The organism is Rhizobium sp. NLR22b, assembly GCF_019685295.1.
In the GTDB taxonomy this organism is placed as follows: Bacteria; Pseudomonadota; Alphaproteobacteria; order Rhizobiales; family Rhizobiaceae; genus Rhizobium.
Genome location: NZ_JABDWM010000016.1, coordinates 109,562 through 127,165, shown reverse-complemented (window position 1 = coordinate 127,165; position 17,604 = coordinate 109,562). Strand labels below are relative to the sequence as shown.

The window sequence follows — 17,604 nt, the reverse complement described above, 5'->3', positions numbered from 1 at the left end:
CACAAGGAAAGAACGGACCCGATGAGCCACCTCCCGCAGATCGACTACGACACCGCTTCACCAGAGGTTCGTGCGGCGCATGACGAGGAAGTCAGGCTGCGCGGGCGCATGACCAACATGAAGCGGACGCTGCTGCATTCGCCAGCGGCTCATCGCATCTATGCCGAGTGGTTCACGCTGCGCGCCGAACTCGATCCTGCGATCAGCGACCGGGCGATCTGGATTTTCTCGCATGCGATCTCGAAGGCAGCCAGATCGAAGATTGCCGTCACCTTCTTCCGCAGGGCACTGATCAACAAGGGCTTCAACCCCGACGCGCTGGAGTTTTCCGACGAAGAGGCACTCCTCGACGATTTCGGCAAGGCGATTGTCACCGATTCCAATGCCGTTCCGACCGAACTTTGGGCGAAGCTGAAATTGCGCTACGAGACCAAGGTGCTCGTCGATCTCGTCGCCTTTGCCGGCATCATGCTGGCCACCGCCGTCTTCAACAATATCGTCGAGGTCGACTTGGACCCCGAGCTTGAAGCCTTTGCCGAGGGAGCCAGTTCATCCGCATCCTGAAATCTCAGAGAATGATGCCGAAAAGGGTAAGCGGTTTCCGACGACATCACGCTCTGACTATTAATTTAGAACAGGATTGAGGTTTGTAGGCCGAGCGTGCCTAAAATGGTCCGGTTCTAACCATCGAGCGGAAGGATCAGCACATCGCGTGCCGGCACATCGATGCCACCGTGGCCGATATGGCCGACGGGCCAGACGGCCCGGCCTTGCGCAAGGGTCCCTCGGGCGAGCGTCAACTCCGTCTTCTGCGTGGTTCTCGTCGGATTGACGAGCCAGAGGAAGCTGCCTTTTTCACCCTCGTGGATACGGGCGAAGAGTGCGGCATTCGACAGCGTCACGTGGCGCTTCTTCCCACTCCATCTCAATAGCTCAGCGAAGAAAGCGCCGTTCGCCTTCCCCTGTGTGCGGTAATAGGCAACGGAAGGATTGGTGCCGATCAGCAGCGTGCGACCCTTGCCATAAGCATTTTCCACGACGGCAAGACGACCGTCGGTGAAGTGGCCACGTCCCGTTCCGCCGGTCAGCCGATAAGACTGTAGGAAGCCGCCACCGTGGACCGCCGCGCCGTCGAGATCGAAATGGGTGCGGTCTCCGATATCGGGCATGAATTCGACCTCCTCCTCGCGTGCGCCGAAGACCTCGTCGAGGCCCATGTTCGGTTGCACGGTGCCGACATGGCCGCGATCGCCGAAATAGCCGGGGCATGCCTCGGCAATCAGTGTGCCGCCGTTTTCGACCCAAGCTTTCAGGCGTTTCGCCTGCTCTGAAGTGAACATGATCGGATAAGGGAAATAGAGGAAATCATAGTCCGCGAGGTCGTCGATATGCACCCAATCCGGTTGCGTACCGGTTTCGAGGAAGGCGCGATAAGCGCCCCACATCGCTTCGGGATAGGGCTTTTCCGTGCGGTCGTGGTTCAGGAGGTAATCGAACTCCTGCGTTTCGCGCACGACGAGGATGCCGACCTCTCCGCGCACGGGCTTTGCCTCCCAGAGGGGAGCCTGCGCCTTGTCATTGGCCCATCTCGCCATGGCGCTTGCCATGTCGGAGCGCGGCGTGCGCGAGCCGTCCATGCCGTAGGAGCCGAAAGCGCCGAAGAGCGGACCGTCGAGCAGCGGGCGCCAGCGCAGATTGATCACGCCGCGGGCGCCGCCGGCAAGTGAGGTCATGCTCCAGAGGCGAATATCCTCGGGCTCGGCGACGCGGCCATCCTCCTTGTCACGGCCGATCACCTGCGGCTGCAGCCAGAGCGGGCCGCCCTGGCGCTCGGCGTGCCAAAAGGGTTTGCCGCGCGCGGCGGCGCGGTTGATGTCGACGCCGTACCAGTTCTTCCAGGCTTCCGACCCCTTGCGCGCCTGGATCCAGGTAAAGCCGTAGACCTCGACCTTGGAGGCTGCAAGCCAGTCGTCGCAGCCGTTGGCAGCCATGTTGGGAATTGCGCCGGATATGCCGTGGGCAAGGACGGTGTTCTTCTGGTCGACGGCGCGGATCGTGTCGATGCGCCATTGCATCTGATCGTAGAAGTTGTCGCGTTTGAACTGCAGCCAGTCGATACATTCAGGATAGGGTGCCATGTGCGCCGGCGGCTCGATGTCATCCCATTCGGCATAGCTGTAGCGGTACCAGGCCTTGGCCAGGACCTTCAGGCTGCCGTATTTCTTTTCGAGCCATTTGCGAAAAACAGCCTTTGCATAGGGGCTGTAATCGACGTCCGCGGAATAGTTGCACTCGTTCCAGACGTCGTAACCATAGATCGCCGGATGATCCTTGTAGCGGGTGGCGAGCGCGGTCAGGAATCTGCCCGCTGCTTCCCTCACTTCCGGGCAGTTCAGCGTCAGGGCGCCGGCGCCGCCACCATTGTTGGAGAAGCCGCCGGTCGCCGACGACACACCCATATAGGAACCGAGTTTGGTGCCGTCGGCATTGACCTGCAATGCATGAGCGTATTTGCGCACCGCCCAGTCGGGCACGGCATGAATCAACTCGGCGATAACGGTCTTGATGCCGTGTGCCGCCGCAAGGTCCATCTGACGGTCATATTCTTCCCAGTCGTAGACGCCGGGGGCGGTTTCGATTGCGCTCCACATGAACCAGTGGCGGAAGATGTTGAGGCCGTCTTGCCCGGCCGTGGCGTAGTCGCGCTCCCAATCTTCACGGGGCGGATTGGATTTGCGGAAGTAGACGGCGCCGTAGGGCAGTTGGATATCTTTGTTCAGCATTGTCCTGTCCTTCTCTATCGATGTCCGGACATGGCTTCGCCGTCCGGAAAGAAGGCTCCGGCAGTAGGCAGTCGAAGATGGCCGGCTATACTAAAAAGCGTTGATCTAGCGCGGTCCTCCGGCGAGGAGTTCCAGGGTGCGGATGAGGGCGGAATGATCGCGTTCGCCGTCGCCATTGGCGACCGCGGCGTTCATCAGTTGTTGCGTGGCGGCAGTGTTCGGCAGCGACAGATCGAGTGCGCGGGCGGCATCGACGGCAAGCGTCATGTCCTTGCGGTGCAGGCGGATACGGAAGCCGGGCTCGAAGGTCTGATTGATCATGCGCTCCCCATGCATTTCGAGGATGCGGGAAGCGGCAAAGCCACCCATCAGCGCCGAGCGCACCTTGGCCGGGTCGGCGCCGGCCTTCCTGGCAAAGAGCAGCGCTTCGGCAACTGCCTCTATCGTCAGGCCGACGATGATCTGGTTGGCGACCTTGGCCGTCTGCCCGTCGCCGTTACCTCCGACATGGGTGATGTTCTTGCCCAACTTTTCGAAAATCGACCGGGCACGTTCGAATGCTTGCTCCTTGCCACCGACCATAATCGTCAAAGAGGCAGCCTTGGCACCCACCTCTCCGCCGGAAACGGGAGCATCGAGATAATCGCAGCCGAGGGCCTCGATGCGTTTGGCGAAAGTTTTGGTGGCGACCGGGGAGATCGAGCTCATGTCGATAACGAGCTTGCTCTGAGAAAGGCCGGAGGCAACGCCGTGTTCGCCGAAGAGGACCGCCTCGACATCTGATGTATCCGGCAGCATCAGGATGACGATGTCCGAAGCATGCGCCACCACCCTGGCGCTCGCGGCGGCTATGGCGCCCTTGTCGACAAGATGCTGCGAGGTCTCTTTCACCCGGTTCAGATGCAGCGTGTGGCCGGCATCGATCAGATGCTCCGCCATCGGGCGGCCCATGACGCCCAGTCCGATAAATCCGATGCTCATGCTGCCCTCGCTGACTTCAGATAGGATCTCATCCAGCCGAGGCCATCCTTGGTGCCGGATTTCGGCTTGTACTCGCAGCCGACCCAGCCGTCGTAGCCGAGGCGGTCGAGTTCGGAGAGGATGAAATTGTAGTTGATCTCGCCGGTGCCGGGCTCGTTGCGCCCAGGATGGTCGGCGATCTGCACATGGGCGATTTTCTCCTTAAGTCGGGTGAAGGTGGGGATCAGATCGCCCTGCATGACCTGCATGTGGTAGAAATCATACTGGATATAGAGGTTGTCGGAACCGACCCTGTCGAGGATGCGCTCCGCATGGGTGGTGGTCGACAGAAAGAAACCCGGAATATCCCGCAGGTTGATCGGCTCGATCAGCAGGGTGACGCCGGCGTCGGCACAACGTTTCGCAGCATATTTCAGATTGCCGACCAGCACCGTTTCCAGCGTTTGAAGGTCCGCACCTTTTGGCACCAGGCCGGAGATGACATTCACCTGCCGGCAATCGAGCGCTGCGGCATAGTCGAGCGCCTGCTCGAGTCCATCGCGGAACTCCTCTGCACGCTCCGGCAGGCAGGCGATGCCGCGCTCGCCGCCGGCCCAGTCGCCGGACGGCACGTTGAAGAGCGCCTGTTTCAGGCCGCTTGCCTTCAGCGCCTCGGCAACCTTCTCCCTGGGTTCGGCATAGGGGCCCAGATATTCGAGGGCACCGAAGCCGTCCTTTGCAGCAGCGGCGAAGCGGTCGAGAAAGGGCAGGTCTTGGTAGAGGAAGGAAAGGTTGGCGGAAAATTTCTGCACGGGATCGTCCTTAGATATCGGCAGACGCGACGAAACGATGCCGGTGCAGCATGCGCTTGTCGCGAGGGTCGGGATTGGGAACGGCGGAGATGAGGCTCTTCGTATAGGCCCCCTCAGGAGCGGTGCAGATCTGTTCGGCCTCGCCGAGTTCGACGATCTTGCCGCGATGCATGACGGCGACACGATCGCAGAAATAACGCACCACCGAAATGTCGTGCGAAATGAAGATGAAGCTTAGGTTCAGCCGTTGACGGATATCGAGCAGCAGGTCGAGAATCTGGCTGCGGATCGAGACATCGAGAGCGGACGTCGCCTCATCGGCGATGATGATGCGTGGGTCGAGCGCAAGCGCGCGAGCGATGCCGATGCGCTGGCGCTGGCCGCCGGAGAAGGCATGTGGATAACGCTCCATCCCCATCGGGTCGAGGCCGACAAGGCGCATCAGTTCGGCGACACGGTCCGCCAGCGCCTTGCCCCTTGCCAGCCCGTTGACAACAAGCGGATCGCCGATCACCTCCTTGACAGTCATGCGCGGATTGAGCGAGGCGAAGGGATCCTGAAAAACCAAGCGGACTTCGCGATGGAATGTGCGGAGTTCGCGCTTGGTGAGTTTGGTGACGTCGATCTCGCCGCCGTCCTTGCCGCAATAGCTGATGCTGCCCGAGGTCGGCTCGACGGTGCGCAGGATGAGCCGGCCGAGTGTCGTCTTGCCGGAGCCGCTTTCGCCGACAATACCGAGGTTTTCGCCGGGATAGAGATCGAAGCTGGCGTCGTCGACGGCGCGCAACGTGTTGGCCTTGCCGTGCCAACCATAGATCTTGCTGAGGTGGCGGACGGACAGGATCGGCTGCGGTGCCGCCGGCGACAGTGCTATGGCGGGCAGCTTGCCATCGACATGATGCGTGAGCTTGACTGTCGAGGCAAGCAGTTGGCGGGTATAGGGATGTTCGGCGGCATGGTAGATTGCATCGACGGGTCCGCGCTCGACGATGCGGCCGAAGCGCATGACGGCGACATCGTCGGCCACTTCGGCGACGATCCCCATGTCATGGGTGATGAGCAGCATGGCCATGCCGCGTTCGACCTGCAGGCGCTTGATCAGATCGAGGATTTCGGCCTGGGTGGTGACGTCGAGGGCTGTCGTCGGCTCGTCGGCGATGAGAATGTCGGGATTGCCGGCAAGCGCCATGGCGATCATGGCGCGTTGGCGCATGCCGCCGGAGAATTCGAAGGTGTAGCGGTCAGCCATCTTGTCCGGGTTCGGGATCTCGACCTGTCGCAGCAGTTCGACGGTCCTTTCGCGGGCGGCGCGATGATCGAGATCACTGTGCAGGCGCACCGCCTCAATGATCTGCGAACCGATGGTGTGAACCGGCGACAGCGAACTCATCGGCTCCTGGAAGATCAGGCCGATGCGGCGACCGCGGATGGCCCGCATCGCCCGATCGGACGGCTTCAAGACGGCAATATCGGTGATGCCGTTACTTCCGGTGGCCCCGTCGCCGTCCCTGAGCAGGATGCGGCCGGAAACAATACTGCCGGGGCTGTCGACGATCTGCAGCAGCGAACGGGCGGTGACGCTCTTGCCGGAGCCGCTTTCACCGACGAGGCACAGCGTTTGCCCGCGTTTCAGCTCGAAACTGACATTTTCGACGGCGTGCAGGATGTGGGTGCGCAGCCTGAAATCGATCGAGAGGTTTTCGACGGAGAGAACGACGTCTTTTGAAAGGTCGGCCATGGTTTCCTCCTCAATTGTCGTAGGGGTCGGCGGCATCGCGCAGGCCGTCGCCGAAGAAATTGAAGGACAGGACGGCGATGACGACTGCGAGCGACGGCCAGATCAAGAGCCACGGCGCGGTGGCGACGGTGCGGATGTTCTGGGCGTCCTGCAGCAGCACGCCCCAACTGACGACCGGCGGCTTAAGGCCGATGCCGAGGAAGGAAAGAGAGGTCTCGGCGACGATCATGGTCGGTACGGCCAGTGTGACGACCGCAAGGATATGGCTTGTCAGTGACGGCAGGATATGCCGAAAGATCAGCCTGGTCTCGCTGGATCCGTCGAGCCTGGCGGCAACGACGAAATCCTCACTGCGCAGCGCCAGGAACCGGCCGCGCACTTCACGCGCCAGGCTGGTCCAGCCGAGCAGCGAGACGATGATCGTTATGACGAAATAGACATTGACCGGCGACCATGTCAGCGGGATCGCCGCCGCCAGGCCGAGCCACAGCGGGATGGTCGGCATTGCACTGACGACCTCGATGACGCGCTGGATCAGCGTATCGACCCAGCCGCCGTAGAAACCGGAGATCGAGCCGAGCACGACGCCGAGGATCAGCGACATGGCGACGCCGACGAGGCCGATCGACATGGATACGCGGGTGCCGTAGACGAGCCGAGAGAAGACATCGCGGCCGAGCCGGTCGGCGCCGAGCAGGTACATCGGGTCGTTTTGGTTGAGCGGGCCGATCAGGTGCCGGTTCATCGGGATCACGCCCCAGAGATCGTAGGCCGCGCCTTTGACGAAGAAGCCGATCGGGACGACCTTGGTGTCGTCGACGACGAAGGTGCGGCGTAGCGCCACCTTGTCGATCTCGACCTTGTAGCCCTTCACATGGATATTGAACTCAGAGCTGCCGTCCGGCTTTTCGACGAAGAAGCTGAAGCCCTGCGGCGGGGCATAGGTGTATTGCGGCCGCGAGGTCATCGGCAAAGCGGGCGCCAGGAATTCGGCGAACAGACCGACCAGATAGAGGCAGAGGATAATGACGCCGGCCACCATCGCCACCTTCTGGCGGATCAGCTTGCCAGCGACCAGCCGCCAGGGACCGATCGCTGCGGTCGAGACGGTCTTGCCCTGTTTCAATGGGCTGATCGAGGGGCCATCGGCAACAGTGTGAAGCGGACCAGCATGATTTCCGAAGGTCTCGTGCGTGCTCATCGCGTTCGCCCTCAATTGAACCGGATGCGTGGATCGAGCAGGGCCAGCAGCAGATCCGACAGCAGCATGCCGACAAGGGTCAGCGCGCTCAAAAGCAGAATGAAGCTGCCGGCGAGGTACATGTCCTGCGAGATCAGCGCGCGGAAAAGCAGGGGACCAGCGGTCGGCAGGTTCAGCACGATGGCAGTGATCGTCACGCCCGAAACGAGATGCGGCAGCACCCAGCCGATCGCCGAGACGAAGGGATTGAGCGCGATTCTGACCGGATACTTGAGGATCACCTTGTATTCCGGCAGTCCCTTGGCGCGGGCCGTAACGACATAGGGCTTGTGCAGTTCGTCGGTCAGGTTGGCGCGCAGGATCCGGATCATCGCTGCCGTTCCAGACGCGCCAATGATGATGATCGGGATCCAGAGATGGGCGAGGAAATCGCCGACCTTGGCAAAGCTCCAGGGCGCTTCGGCATATGCCGGCGAGACCAGCCCGCCGACGCTCTGGCCAAGAAATTTATAGGCGATGTACATCAACGTCAGCGCCAGGATGAAGTTCGGCACCGCAAGGCCGATGAAGCCGAGAAAGGTGAAGACATGGTCGCCGACGGAGTGGCGGCGGACGGCGGAATAGACGCCGATCGGCAAAGCCACGATCCAGACGAAGAGCAGGCTCAAGAGCGAGATAACCAGCGTCGAGCCCATACGCGCCCAGATCAGCCCGGAGACTGGCTGACCCCACTCGAAGGAGTAGCCGAAGTCGCCGCGGCTGACGATGCCCCAGATCCATTTGAGGTATTGGACATAGAAGGGGTCATCGAAGCCGTAGATTTCCTTCAGCCGCTCGATCTGAGCGGGATCGACGGTTTGGCCGCTGTCGCTCATGGTGGCGATCATCGAGGTCAGGTAATCACCTGGCGGCAGCTGGATGATCAGGAATGAGATCAGCGACATGCCGAACAAGGTCGGGATCATGTAGAGTACGCGCTTGAAGATATAGCCAAGCATCGAAACGTTTCTCCTCCCGTCGGGAACGCTGTGACGCGCCTCCCCCGGATCTTCACGCGCCGTCGGCCCTTCAGGCCGAAAGCGCTCCTCCGTCGCCTGTCACTTCATTTCCAGGTGAGATGCAGGACTTCCAGCCGGTCGATACCGGGCACCTCCACCTGCGCACGGCCGTTCGCAAGGCTGAAGCTTGCGGCGCGGTCGGCAACGACGAGCCATGCCTTCGCCACCGATCGGCCCTCCGGAATCTCCACCGAAATGGTCTGCGCTGCCAGAGGGTAATTGTCGCGGATCGGGCCTTTCATCATCATCGGGTTGGTGAGGTTGAAGAGGCTGACTGCCATGCCCTCACCGTTTTCGCGTAGCGCCAGATCGATGACGCCCTTGCCCTCGATGGTGACGCGTGGTGTCTTGCCGAGTGCCCAATGGACGGCGTTGGCGAGGAGCCGCGCATGATCGACGGCATAGACCTCCCAGAAGATCTCACCGATATTCCAGGGAATATAGACTGTGCGGCCACCCTTGCCAGTCTCGCGGGCGATGACGGCAGCACCTTTTGGTTCTTCTCGCGGATAGACCTCTTCCATCGGCAGATCGGGAAAGTCGGGAACGTAGAGGAAGGGCGCCTTCGCATCGGCCGACGGTACGGCGTGGATCAGGCGAGTGCCGCCCATGATGCGCTCGGCGCCGTCGAAGCCCCGGTTGATCGGGTGATCGCCGGAAAGTGCGACATAGGTGTTCTTGACGATGCCGCGCGGGCCGGAGACGTAGCTGGCACCCAGCACGTCGGCGAGGCCGAAGTCGGGGCGCTTCTTGCCGAATTCGTCGCGCAGCGACGTCTCGTAAGAGGCAATCATGCTGCCACCGCGATCGACATAGGCGCGGATCGCCGCGTTCTGCGCATCCGAAAGGCAGGAAGCGTTGGCAAGGATGATGAGCTTGAACCGATCGAGGCTCTCGTCGGTCAGCACCTGGTCCGAAAGCAGCTCGAAGGGCAGGCGGGCCTCGACGAGGGCATGGTAGAAACCGAGGTCGTGCTTCTCGGCGGAATGCCGTTCTTCCGGCGCCCAGTGGCGCAGCGTCGTCGAGGGATCGATGACGGCGATTTCGGCGGTCGGCTTCATGCTTTCCAGCACCGGCTCGATGGCTGCCTGCAGGGCGAATGCGTCGGCCACCGGCTCGACCCAGCGTTTGTCAGGCACGACGCCGTTGAACTTGGTGAACCAGGCGTAGAGGCCGTGGGCGGTGCCGTCATTGATCCAGAGCTGCATCTCCTCGCCCGAGGTGACGGCATCCTTCCAGCGATATTCCTCCTCGGGGCCGATCGAGGTGATCAGCACGACCGGGCGGTCGGGGAAGGTGGCTCGGATGCGCTTGCCATTGCGGCCTGCCGACCAGCCGAGCTCAAGGCCCTTGCGGCCCTGATGGTCGACGACGAGGAAGGGGCAGTGTTTGGCGATGACCGAGAGATCGAATTCCATCAGCGAAGCGCCACCCATGTTCGGAATGAAGCTCGCATGCGGGCGGATCGCTTTGACGGCATCGTCCCACTGCGCGATCATGTCGGTGAGCACGCGGCGGCGCCACTGCACCCAGGCCTGCCAGGCGGGATCCTCGGCATCGGGTCTTGCAGGAAGGGCATAGCCGAACATGTCCTTGAAGCGGCGGGCGCTGTCTTCGCTGTAATCGACGCCGTGGCCCTGCCAGCGATTGGCGAAGACCGCGTCGATATCGTATTTGCGGACGATCTCCTTGACCACCTCAGGCATGAAGACGGTGTTGTAGTCGCCATAAGCATTGGTGACCCAGACATCGGGATAGGCCCAGTGGCGGCGCGGCGTGCCGTCGGCATTGATCATCACCCATTCCGGATTGGCTTTGGCGGCATCGTCATGGACCGCATGCGGGTCGACGCGGGCCATGACGTGCATGTCGAGCTTGCGGGCGGCATCGACGAGCGCGCCGAAGATATCCTTGTCGCCGAGATATTTGCTGACATAGTGGTAAGGCACTTCGCTCGGATAATAGGCGATATAGCCGCCGGCACTGAGGCAGACCGCGTTCGATTTCGTGCGTTTGAAGACATCGATCCAGAAGGCCGGGTCGTATTTCTCCGGGTCGTCTTCCACGAAGGTCAGCTGGGTCCAGCGGGTCGCGGTCTTAAACCAGTCCGGCGTCCTCAGCGTGTGGGTGTTCTGTCTCCTGGCGTCGAGCATCGTCTTCATCCAATCATTGGCAAAAGAGAGCGCCTCAGCGCCAACCGGAGGGGCCGGCGCCTGAGAAGGCATCATGGAAAAAGGTCATCAGAGCGGTTCAATCTTACCAGTCGTGCAATCGCTCTGAGTTTTTGTCTTAACGCAGTTCCAGGAAAACCGCTTCGCATTTTCCTGGAACTGCTCTAGACCTTGTAGAACTGCTCCGGCATGGTCGGAGCGGGCGTCGGCCAGCCGAAGGAGTTCGGCATGGTTTTCGTGATGTTCTTCATGTTGTTTTTGACGATGCCGTAGCCGTCGGGCGGCAGCGAGATGCCGAAGACATAGAAATTGTCGGCGGCGCCTTGAAGGATCTGCTTCATGACCTCGCGCTGGCCCGATGGGTCGGAAGTCGTCTTCAGCTTGTCGTAGAGCGCAAGCTGGTTCTTCGTGCTTTCCGGCGGTTCCTCGGCATTGGCATTGGTGCGGTCGCGATACCAGAGTTGCCAGGCCGGGGCGTACATGGCGTTGGCATCGGTCGGCACGTAGTAGCGCGGGTCGAGCATGGCGGCGACGCCGCCATTTGCGCCGAACTGATGGGCGGTCGCATCGAAATCACGGCCCTGGCGGACGCGCGTCTCCCAGAGCGAACGGTCCATCGTGCGCATCTGCGCATCGATGCCGACCGCCTGGAACATCGGGATCACCAGCTGGAAGAGATCGAGGAAGACGGCGCGCGCCTGGTCGATCTCGAAGATGATCGTCAGGCGGCGGCCCTTTTCGTCGAGGCGGAAGTTCTGGTCGTCGCGCTTCGGCACGATCTGATCGAGCATGGCATTCGCCTTGTCGACGTCATAGGCCGTGAACTGCGTGGCGAGTTGCTCGTTGTAAAGCGGATCTTCCTTCTTGATCGACGGCTGGGCAGGCGCCCCCTGGCCGACGAGCACCGCATCGATCAGCGACTGCCGGTCGAGTGCGGTCGAGAGTGCGGCACGGAAATCCTTGTTCCGGAAGAGCTTCCGCTTGGTCTCGTCATTGTGGTTCAGGTTGAAGATGAAATTCATGACATTGGCTTCGGTCGAAGTCAGCGTGTAGAAATCATAGCCGCCCTGCTCACGCGCATCGTAGAGAACCGATTTGTTGTTCGGCGTGGCAATGTACTGGTCCATCAGGTCGACCTCGCCCTGCATGGCCTTCAGCAGCAGAACCTGCGGGTCGGCGACCATCTGGTAAACGATGCGGTCCATATAGGGCAGCTGGTTGCCCTCGCTATCAACCTTCCAATAGTATGGATTGCGCTCGGCAACAGCCCGTTCGGTGTTTTCGCCTGGCGCGATCGTGAACACCCAGGCATGCACGCAGGGCTTCTTCGAGGAGTTGAGGAAGAAGGCGTTGTCGTCCTGGAAGCCGGCGGCCGCCTGGAACGACGCGATCCAACTTTCGAAGCCGCGTTGCTTGGCGAGTTCATCGGCCTTCGGATTGTAATCGATGTGGAATTGCTCGAGATAATGCTTCGGCGTGCGCGTCGTCTGATCGTTGTTTGCCCAGGCGACCTGCAGCGGGAACAGGCCGTTCGGCTTGTCGAAGATGACCTTGAAGGTCTGCTCGTCCACGATCTCCAGCTTGGCCGGCTTACCGCCGGATTTCCAATGATCCTGACCGACAAAGGCGACGCGCTTGTCGGTGAAAACAGTATCGTACCAGAACTTGATGTCGGCGGTGGTGTAGGGATGGCCATCCGACCATTTCATGCCCTTGCGCAGGCGGATCGTATAGACCTTGGAGTCGGCATCGCCCTCAAAGGACTCGGCGACATTCAGCGTCACGCCAGACCAATCGCGCGTATAGCGTAGCAGCGGCTCATAGGCCTGGTAGCGGAACAGCATCGACAGCGACCCGCCGCCGACTAGCGCCATGTTCCAGTCGCCGCCGTATTTGCCGATGCTTTCAACCGGTTTGACGACGAGCGGATTTTCGGGAAGCCTCTCCTGGAGACCCGGCAGGGCGCCGCTCGACACTTTCGCTTTCAGGACATCCGCTTCCTTGAAGTCAGCGGCGAAAACCGGCAGGGCCGGCATTATCAGGGCGGCCGACGTCCCGGCCAGAAACGCACGTCGTTTCAGCTTGATCATAGGGATCTCCTCCAAAAACCCGTGCCATTATCATTATTTTTGCTGTGGGGCCGGGATGAGGGAAAGATTACATTTGGATATTGTTAGGTAAAGCGTTATGTTCACGTTAGTGAGAAAATTTGGCATACAGGCGCAGTTGGTATAACCAGCGCCTATCAATCGAAGGGCGAGGTGCCACGTGGGAAGCAGGGGCCGGGTTACTTTGCAGACGATCGCGCGAGAGGTCGGGCTGTCGAAATTTGCGGTCTCGCGGTCGCTCGCCGGCAAGAGCGGTGTCAGCGAGGAAACGCGCGCGCTGATCCGCGACACGGCGCAGCGCCTAGGCTACACCAAGCCCGCCGGGCATGGTGCTGCCGGCGAGGTTGCGGTGGTCTTTCACGATCTCGATGCCGTCAACAGCGAGCTCTATATGCAGGTGCAGAACGGTGTGCAGCGAGAGGCTCATCGGCTTGGCATGACGCTGCGCGTGCGCTGGACCCATGATGTCGGCCAGTTGGAAGAGTTGGCGCGCAGCTGTGATGGCCTGATGCTCGTTGGTCCGCATGCCCGTGAGGCCGTGGCAGCGGCGAGCGCCACCGGCGTTCCGATCGTGCGTTTCGGCTGGGTCGATGCGCTCGAGCAGGTCGACCATGTCGGCGGCACCGACCATGAGGCAGGGCAGGCGGTGGTGGAGTATCTAGTCGGACTCGGCCACCGGTCCATCGTGTACGTCTATGGCATGCCGGGCCTGCGGGGACGTCAGGAGCGCCATTACGGCGCTCGCGAAATCGCCGAACGTTATCCTGATGTTGCGCTCCATGTTATGCAATTCGACGAAGAGAATGGCTTCGGCACGGCGTTCCGGGCGCTCGTGGACAAAGGCATTCGCCCGACGGCTTTTTTCTGCGCCCATGACGGGTTAGCGCTGACCGTGGTCTCCGAACTGCTTGGGCAGGGGTACCGCATTCCGGACGATATTTCGGTTGTCGGTTTCGGCGACTACTCGCCGGCGTCACTGATCTCGCCGGCGCTGACGACGGTGAGGATGGAGGGGCAGGAATGCGGGGCCGTGGGGCTGCGGCTATTGCTTGAGCGGATCGAGAATCCACGCCTGCCGGGCATGCCGGCGAGGCGCATCATGATCGCCTCGCGCATTATCGAGCGCCGCTCGGCCGGACCTTGCAAGGCGGCGGCGAGCGTCGATGTCCCCGGGGTTTAACCACCGAGCGCAGCAATGGCAGCCTTGACTGCGTCCGCGCCGGGCTTGGTCGGCCGGTATTCCAGACCGACGGCGCCGGCATAGCCGTTGGCGAAGATCCAGTCGAGGCGACGAGCGAGGTCTATCCCGCCGGAACCCGGTTCGTTGCGGCCGGGATGATCGGCGACATGGACGTGGAAAACACGGTCGAGGCGGCCGTCCAGCACGTCTTCGGTGCGTTCGCCCATCACGGCGGAATGGTAGATGTCGTAGACGATGCCGATCTCGGGGCGGGCGACGTCATCGACGACGTCGAGGCCTTCGCGGGTTGAATCGAGGAAGTAGCCGATATGATCGATACGGATGTTGAGAGGTTCTACGCCGAGCCGCACGCCGCTGCCTTTCAGGATATCGGCACCTGGTTTCAAGGTTTCGCTGAGGGCCCGGCGCTGTTCTTCACGGCTGAAGCCGGCGAGATCGTCGCCTGCCTGGGCGATCAGCACCGGCGCGCCGAGGCGTTTGGCGACTGTGACGGAATCGGCAAGGCCTTTCAGCCAGGCCTTCCGGTTGGCGGCATCGGTCAGCGCGATCATCGGCTCGGCGACGAGGCTGGTGACGGCAAGGCCGGTTTCCTTCAACGCCGCCTCGATCGCGTCCAGATCCTTGTCGGTCCAGCGCCAGAATTCGACCGCCGTCAGGCCGCCAGCATGGGCGCGACGGATGCGGTCGGGAAAGCTGTCGCCGTCCTCGGCAAACAGCCACTCTATACAGGCTGAATAACGTCGCATGAAAACTCCTCCCGGTGCGGATGCAGGCTGCGACAGAACGGAGACCGCCGCAAGAGGCGTTTGGGTGCTTGACGCCCGGATTCATTGGCGGAACACTTGCTTCCACGAGCCGGGATCGCCGGCGCTTCGGAGGAAGACATGGATCTGGGATTGAAGGGTAAGATCGCCGTCATAACGGGTGCGTCGGTCGGCATCGGACTGGCGATCGCCGAAGGGCTGGCGGCTGAGGGCGTGGACCTCGTGCTGGCTGCGCGTGGCGGCGAACGGCTGGAGGCGGAGGGCGCCCGCATTGCCGAGAAATTCGGCGTCAGCGCCACCGCCGTCGCCGCCGACGTCGCGACGGCTGCGGGAACGGAGGCGATCATTGCCGCGGCTGCCGAAAAGGGTGGCGCCGATATCCTCATCAATAATGCCGGCACCGGATCGAACGAGACCGTCATGGAGGCGCCTGATGAGAAATGGCAGGCCTATTGGGACCTGCACGTGATGGCCGCCGTGAGGCTTGCGCGCGGCATCGCACCGCAGATGAAGAAGCGAGGCGGCGGGGTGATCCTGCACAATGCCTCGATCTGCGCCGTCCAGCCGCTCTGGTACGAACCGATCTACAATGTCAGCAAATCGGCGCTGATGATGTTTTCAAAGACGCTCTCGACCGAGCTCATCCAGGACAATATCCGCGTCAACTGCATCAATGCCGGCCTGATCCTGACGCCCGACTGGATCAAGACCGCCAAGCAGCTGACGGCCGAAAGCGGCGGAAACTGGGAAGGGTACCTGCAAAGCGTTGCCAATGAGCATGCTGCCTCCAAACGCTTCGGCACGCCGGAGGAACTGGCGAACGTCTTCGTCTTTCTGAGTTCGGAGAGGGCGAGTTACTGCATCGGATCGACCTATTTCGTCGATGGCGGCATGCTGAAGACGATTTGATCGAAGCTGGCGCAATGAGCAGCACGGCAAGCCTGTTCTTCGCATGACTGCCAGCCGGCCGTGGACGTTGCCGATACAAGCTATAAAAATTAGCTATTTTGTTGTATCTTCACGCTTTCGACGTTATTTGCCTGCTATTGACGGGCAAATATTGCGGTTTTCAAAAGGCGACGACAATGCTGACGAAGAAGGGAAAATACGGCCTGAAGGCACTGGTCGATCTGGCGCGCCTGGCGCCGGGCGAGACTGCCTTCATCAATGACGTCGCGGCGCGCAACAATATTCCGAAGAAGTTTCTCGACACGATCCTGCTCGAGCTGCGCAATGTCGGTATCCTGCGTTCAAAAAAGGGGCCTGGCGGCGGGTATTCTCTCTCGCGGCCGGCTTCCGAGATCCGCATCGGCCATGTCATCCGCACGCTCGATGGGCCGCTGGCGCCGATCCGCTGCGCCAGCCGGACGGCTTACGAGGCCTGCGACGACTGCGCCGACCCGGAAACCTGTCAGGTGCGGCGTTCGATGACCGATGTTCGGGATGCGATCGCCGCCATTCTGGACAATATGACCCTCGACCAATTCGTCGCAGCCGGCGGCCGCATTGAAGACACCGGGGACGAATTGCCGATCTCCGCCGCCAGCTGAGACGTTTCGATTTCATACGGTCTAAAGCGCCATGCTGTGTCGTTCAGGGCTCATCTCGACATATGGTCGCCGGCGCGGTCCAGCAATCGATCGCGAGGCAGCGACAGCGCGTGGATGCGTGCATTGCGCCAATGGCGGTCGAGATTAAGGCCTATGCCGGTTGACGCTTCGCCCGCGAGCTCGAACAGTGCGTTTGCGGCGTTGAGGGCGGTTTCTCCGGCAGTGATCGCGGCCGCCGAGGCGGAAAAATAGGCATCCGCCATCGCAGCCTCTACAGGATTGACCTGGGCGATATCGAGTTTGCGGCCCGCTCGCTCCAGAGCTGCCGCCGTGATTTCGATGCCGACGGCGTGTTCGCCGAGCCGGGAGCGGGAGACGGTATGATCGCCAATGGCTGTCATCAGGTCGGCCCAGGCGGCCCGCGCGATGCCGAGGGCCACTCCAGCCTTGAGCAGCAGGCCGAGCGAAACGCCCGTCGAACCGGACGACGGGGCCGGCGCGATCGTGCCGGCATCGACATGCACTGCGCCGGCGAGCGTCGTTGCCGATCCATTGGTGCGCTGGCCGAAACCGTCCCAATCATCGACCACTTGCACGTCCCCGCTGTTGCGGCTGAGGTAGAGCGTCACAGGGCGGTCGGGCGGAAGTGTGAGGGCAGCGGCAATCCAATCGGCATAGAGAATACCGGGCGCCGGCCGCATCCGCCCGCTCAAACGGTACCCCGGTCCGTCGATCGACAGCTCGCTGCCGTCGGCGACGGTTGCGCCGGCGAAGCGGTCGCCGAGCAGCACACGGGCAAACAGCGATGCTTTCAGATCCTCGGCCGCCTGGGTACGGAGGGTTTCCAGTACGGAAAAGTGATTTTCCAGTGTCTCGCCAATCGAGGCGTCGGCCTCGGCAATGATCGCGATGATTTCGGCAAGCAGGGCGTTCGACACGTCGAGCCCTTCATGTTCGGGCGGAACAGAGATTGCCGTCAGTCCCGATATCGACAGCGCGTCGAGCTCGGCAAAAGGCAGGATGCGGTTGATATCGCGCTCGTTTGCCTGATGACGGAATGTGTCGGCGAGGTTGCGAGCCGTGGATACGGCCTCCTCTTCGTTTTCGATGCGGCGGGCCGGCGGCCTCAGACGGTCTTGAAACTGCGATAACGTTCCCATCGCTCACTCTTTCCTCGAAGGATGACAGGATTGAGGGATTTTCCTTCGAATGATAAGAACGGTTTTTCCAGAAAAACCGGACGCTTCGAATTTTCTCA

At 61.5% G+C, this 17,604-nt stretch carries 14 protein-coding genes; 4 read left to right on the top strand and 10 right to left on the bottom strand.

What is annotated here, in order from left to right; genetic code table 11:
- Positions 1-21: 21 nt before the first annotated feature.
- Positions 22-564 carry a hypothetical protein gene (locus tag HJC00_RS24220; protein WP_210630031.1) on the top strand — a complete coding sequence of 181 codons (543 nt, stop codon included), beginning with the start codon at positions 22-24 and terminating at the stop codon, positions 562-564.
- A 116-nt stretch (positions 565-680) separates the two neighbouring features.
- Here HJC00_RS24220 and HJC00_RS24215 read toward each other — a convergent pair whose 3' ends face one another.
- The 8 genes from HJC00_RS24215 to HJC00_RS24180 all read right to left on the bottom strand — a co-directional run bounded on the left by HJC00_RS24215 (position 681) and on the right by HJC00_RS24180 (position 12,813).
- A complete protein-coding gene (locus HJC00_RS24215; RefSeq protein WP_210630032.1) occupies positions 681-2,783 on the bottom strand; it encodes a beta-galactosidase in 2,103 nt (700 codons plus the stop codon).
- A 105-nt stretch (positions 2,784-2,888) separates the two neighbouring features.
- Positions 2,889-3,764 carry a 2-hydroxy-3-oxopropionate reductase gene (locus HJC00_RS24210; protein WP_168297268.1) on the bottom strand — a complete coding sequence of 292 codons (876 nt, stop codon included), beginning with the start codon at positions 3,762-3,764 and terminating at the stop codon, positions 2,889-2,891.
- Positions 3,761-4,555 carry a 2-oxo-tetronate isomerase gene (otnI, locus tag HJC00_RS24205; protein WP_168297269.1) on the bottom strand — a complete coding sequence of 265 codons (795 nt, stop codon included), beginning with the start codon at positions 4,553-4,555 and terminating at the stop codon, positions 3,761-3,763. Before otnI ends, HJC00_RS24210 begins: the two co-directional genes overlap by 4 nt.
- A gap of 10 nt (positions 4,556-4,565) precedes the next feature.
- Positions 4,566-6,293 carry an ABC transporter ATP-binding protein gene (locus HJC00_RS24200; protein ID WP_210630034.1) on the bottom strand — a complete coding sequence of 576 codons (1,728 nt, stop codon included), beginning with the start codon at positions 6,291-6,293 and terminating at the stop codon, positions 4,566-4,568.
- A gap of 10 nt (positions 6,294-6,303) precedes the next feature.
- Complete coding sequence (locus HJC00_RS24195; protein WP_210630035.1) at positions 6,304-7,494, bottom strand: ABC transporter permease; 1,191 nt, start codon at positions 7,492-7,494, stop codon at positions 6,304-6,306.
- Positions 7,495-7,505: 11 nt separating this feature from the next.
- A complete protein-coding gene (locus HJC00_RS24190; protein WP_210630037.1) occupies positions 7,506-8,492 on the bottom strand; it encodes an ABC transporter permease in 987 nt (328 codons plus the stop codon).
- A 104-nt stretch (positions 8,493-8,596) separates the two neighbouring features.
- A complete protein-coding gene (locus HJC00_RS24185) occupies positions 8,597-10,705 on the bottom strand; it encodes a family 10 glycosylhydrolase (RefSeq protein WP_168297360.1) in 2,109 nt (702 codons plus the stop codon).
- A gap of 182 nt (positions 10,706-10,887) precedes the next feature.
- Positions 10,888-12,813, bottom strand: a complete 1,926-nt coding sequence (locus HJC00_RS24180; protein ID WP_168297273.1) for an ABC transporter substrate-binding protein — start codon at positions 12,811-12,813, stop codon at positions 10,888-10,890.
- A 178-nt stretch (positions 12,814-12,991) separates the two neighbouring features.
- On the opposite strand from HJC00_RS24180, the gene HJC00_RS24175 reads away from it, so the two are divergent.
- On the top strand, positions 12,992-14,011 hold the full coding sequence (locus tag HJC00_RS24175; RefSeq protein ID WP_168297274.1) for a LacI family DNA-binding transcriptional regulator: 1,020 nt from the start codon (positions 12,992-12,994) through the stop codon (positions 14,009-14,011).
- On the opposite strand, the gene HJC00_RS24170 is transcribed toward HJC00_RS24175, so the two are convergent.
- Entirely contained in the window at positions 14,008-14,778 is a 771-nt protein-coding gene (locus tag HJC00_RS24170) for a TIM barrel protein (RefSeq protein ID WP_221164718.1), read from the bottom strand. The two genes, HJC00_RS24175 and HJC00_RS24170, sit on opposite strands and share 4 nt — an antisense overlap.
- A gap of 138 nt (positions 14,779-14,916) precedes the next feature.
- Between HJC00_RS24170 and HJC00_RS24165 the strand changes: the two genes are divergently transcribed.
- Together HJC00_RS24165 and HJC00_RS24160 are read left to right on the top strand one after the other, a co-directional pair.
- The gene (locus HJC00_RS24165) at positions 14,917-15,705 is read left to right on the top strand and encodes an SDR family NAD(P)-dependent oxidoreductase (protein WP_210630041.1); all 789 of its coding nucleotides are present in this window, start codon (positions 14,917-14,919) and stop codon (positions 15,703-15,705) included.
- Between the two features lie 176 nt (positions 15,706-15,881).
- Complete coding sequence (locus tag HJC00_RS24160) at positions 15,882-16,346, top strand: Rrf2 family transcriptional regulator (RefSeq protein ID WP_085780172.1); 465 nt, start codon at positions 15,882-15,884, stop codon at positions 16,344-16,346.
- 50 nt (positions 16,347-16,396) lie between these two features.
- Here the strand turns inward: HJC00_RS24160 and HJC00_RS24155 are convergent, their stop codons facing one another.
- Positions 16,397-17,506, bottom strand: a complete 1,110-nt coding sequence (locus tag HJC00_RS24155) for an acyl-CoA dehydrogenase family protein (RefSeq protein WP_221144598.1) — start codon at positions 17,504-17,506, stop codon at positions 16,397-16,399.
- Positions 17,507-17,604: the final 98 nt, after the last annotated feature.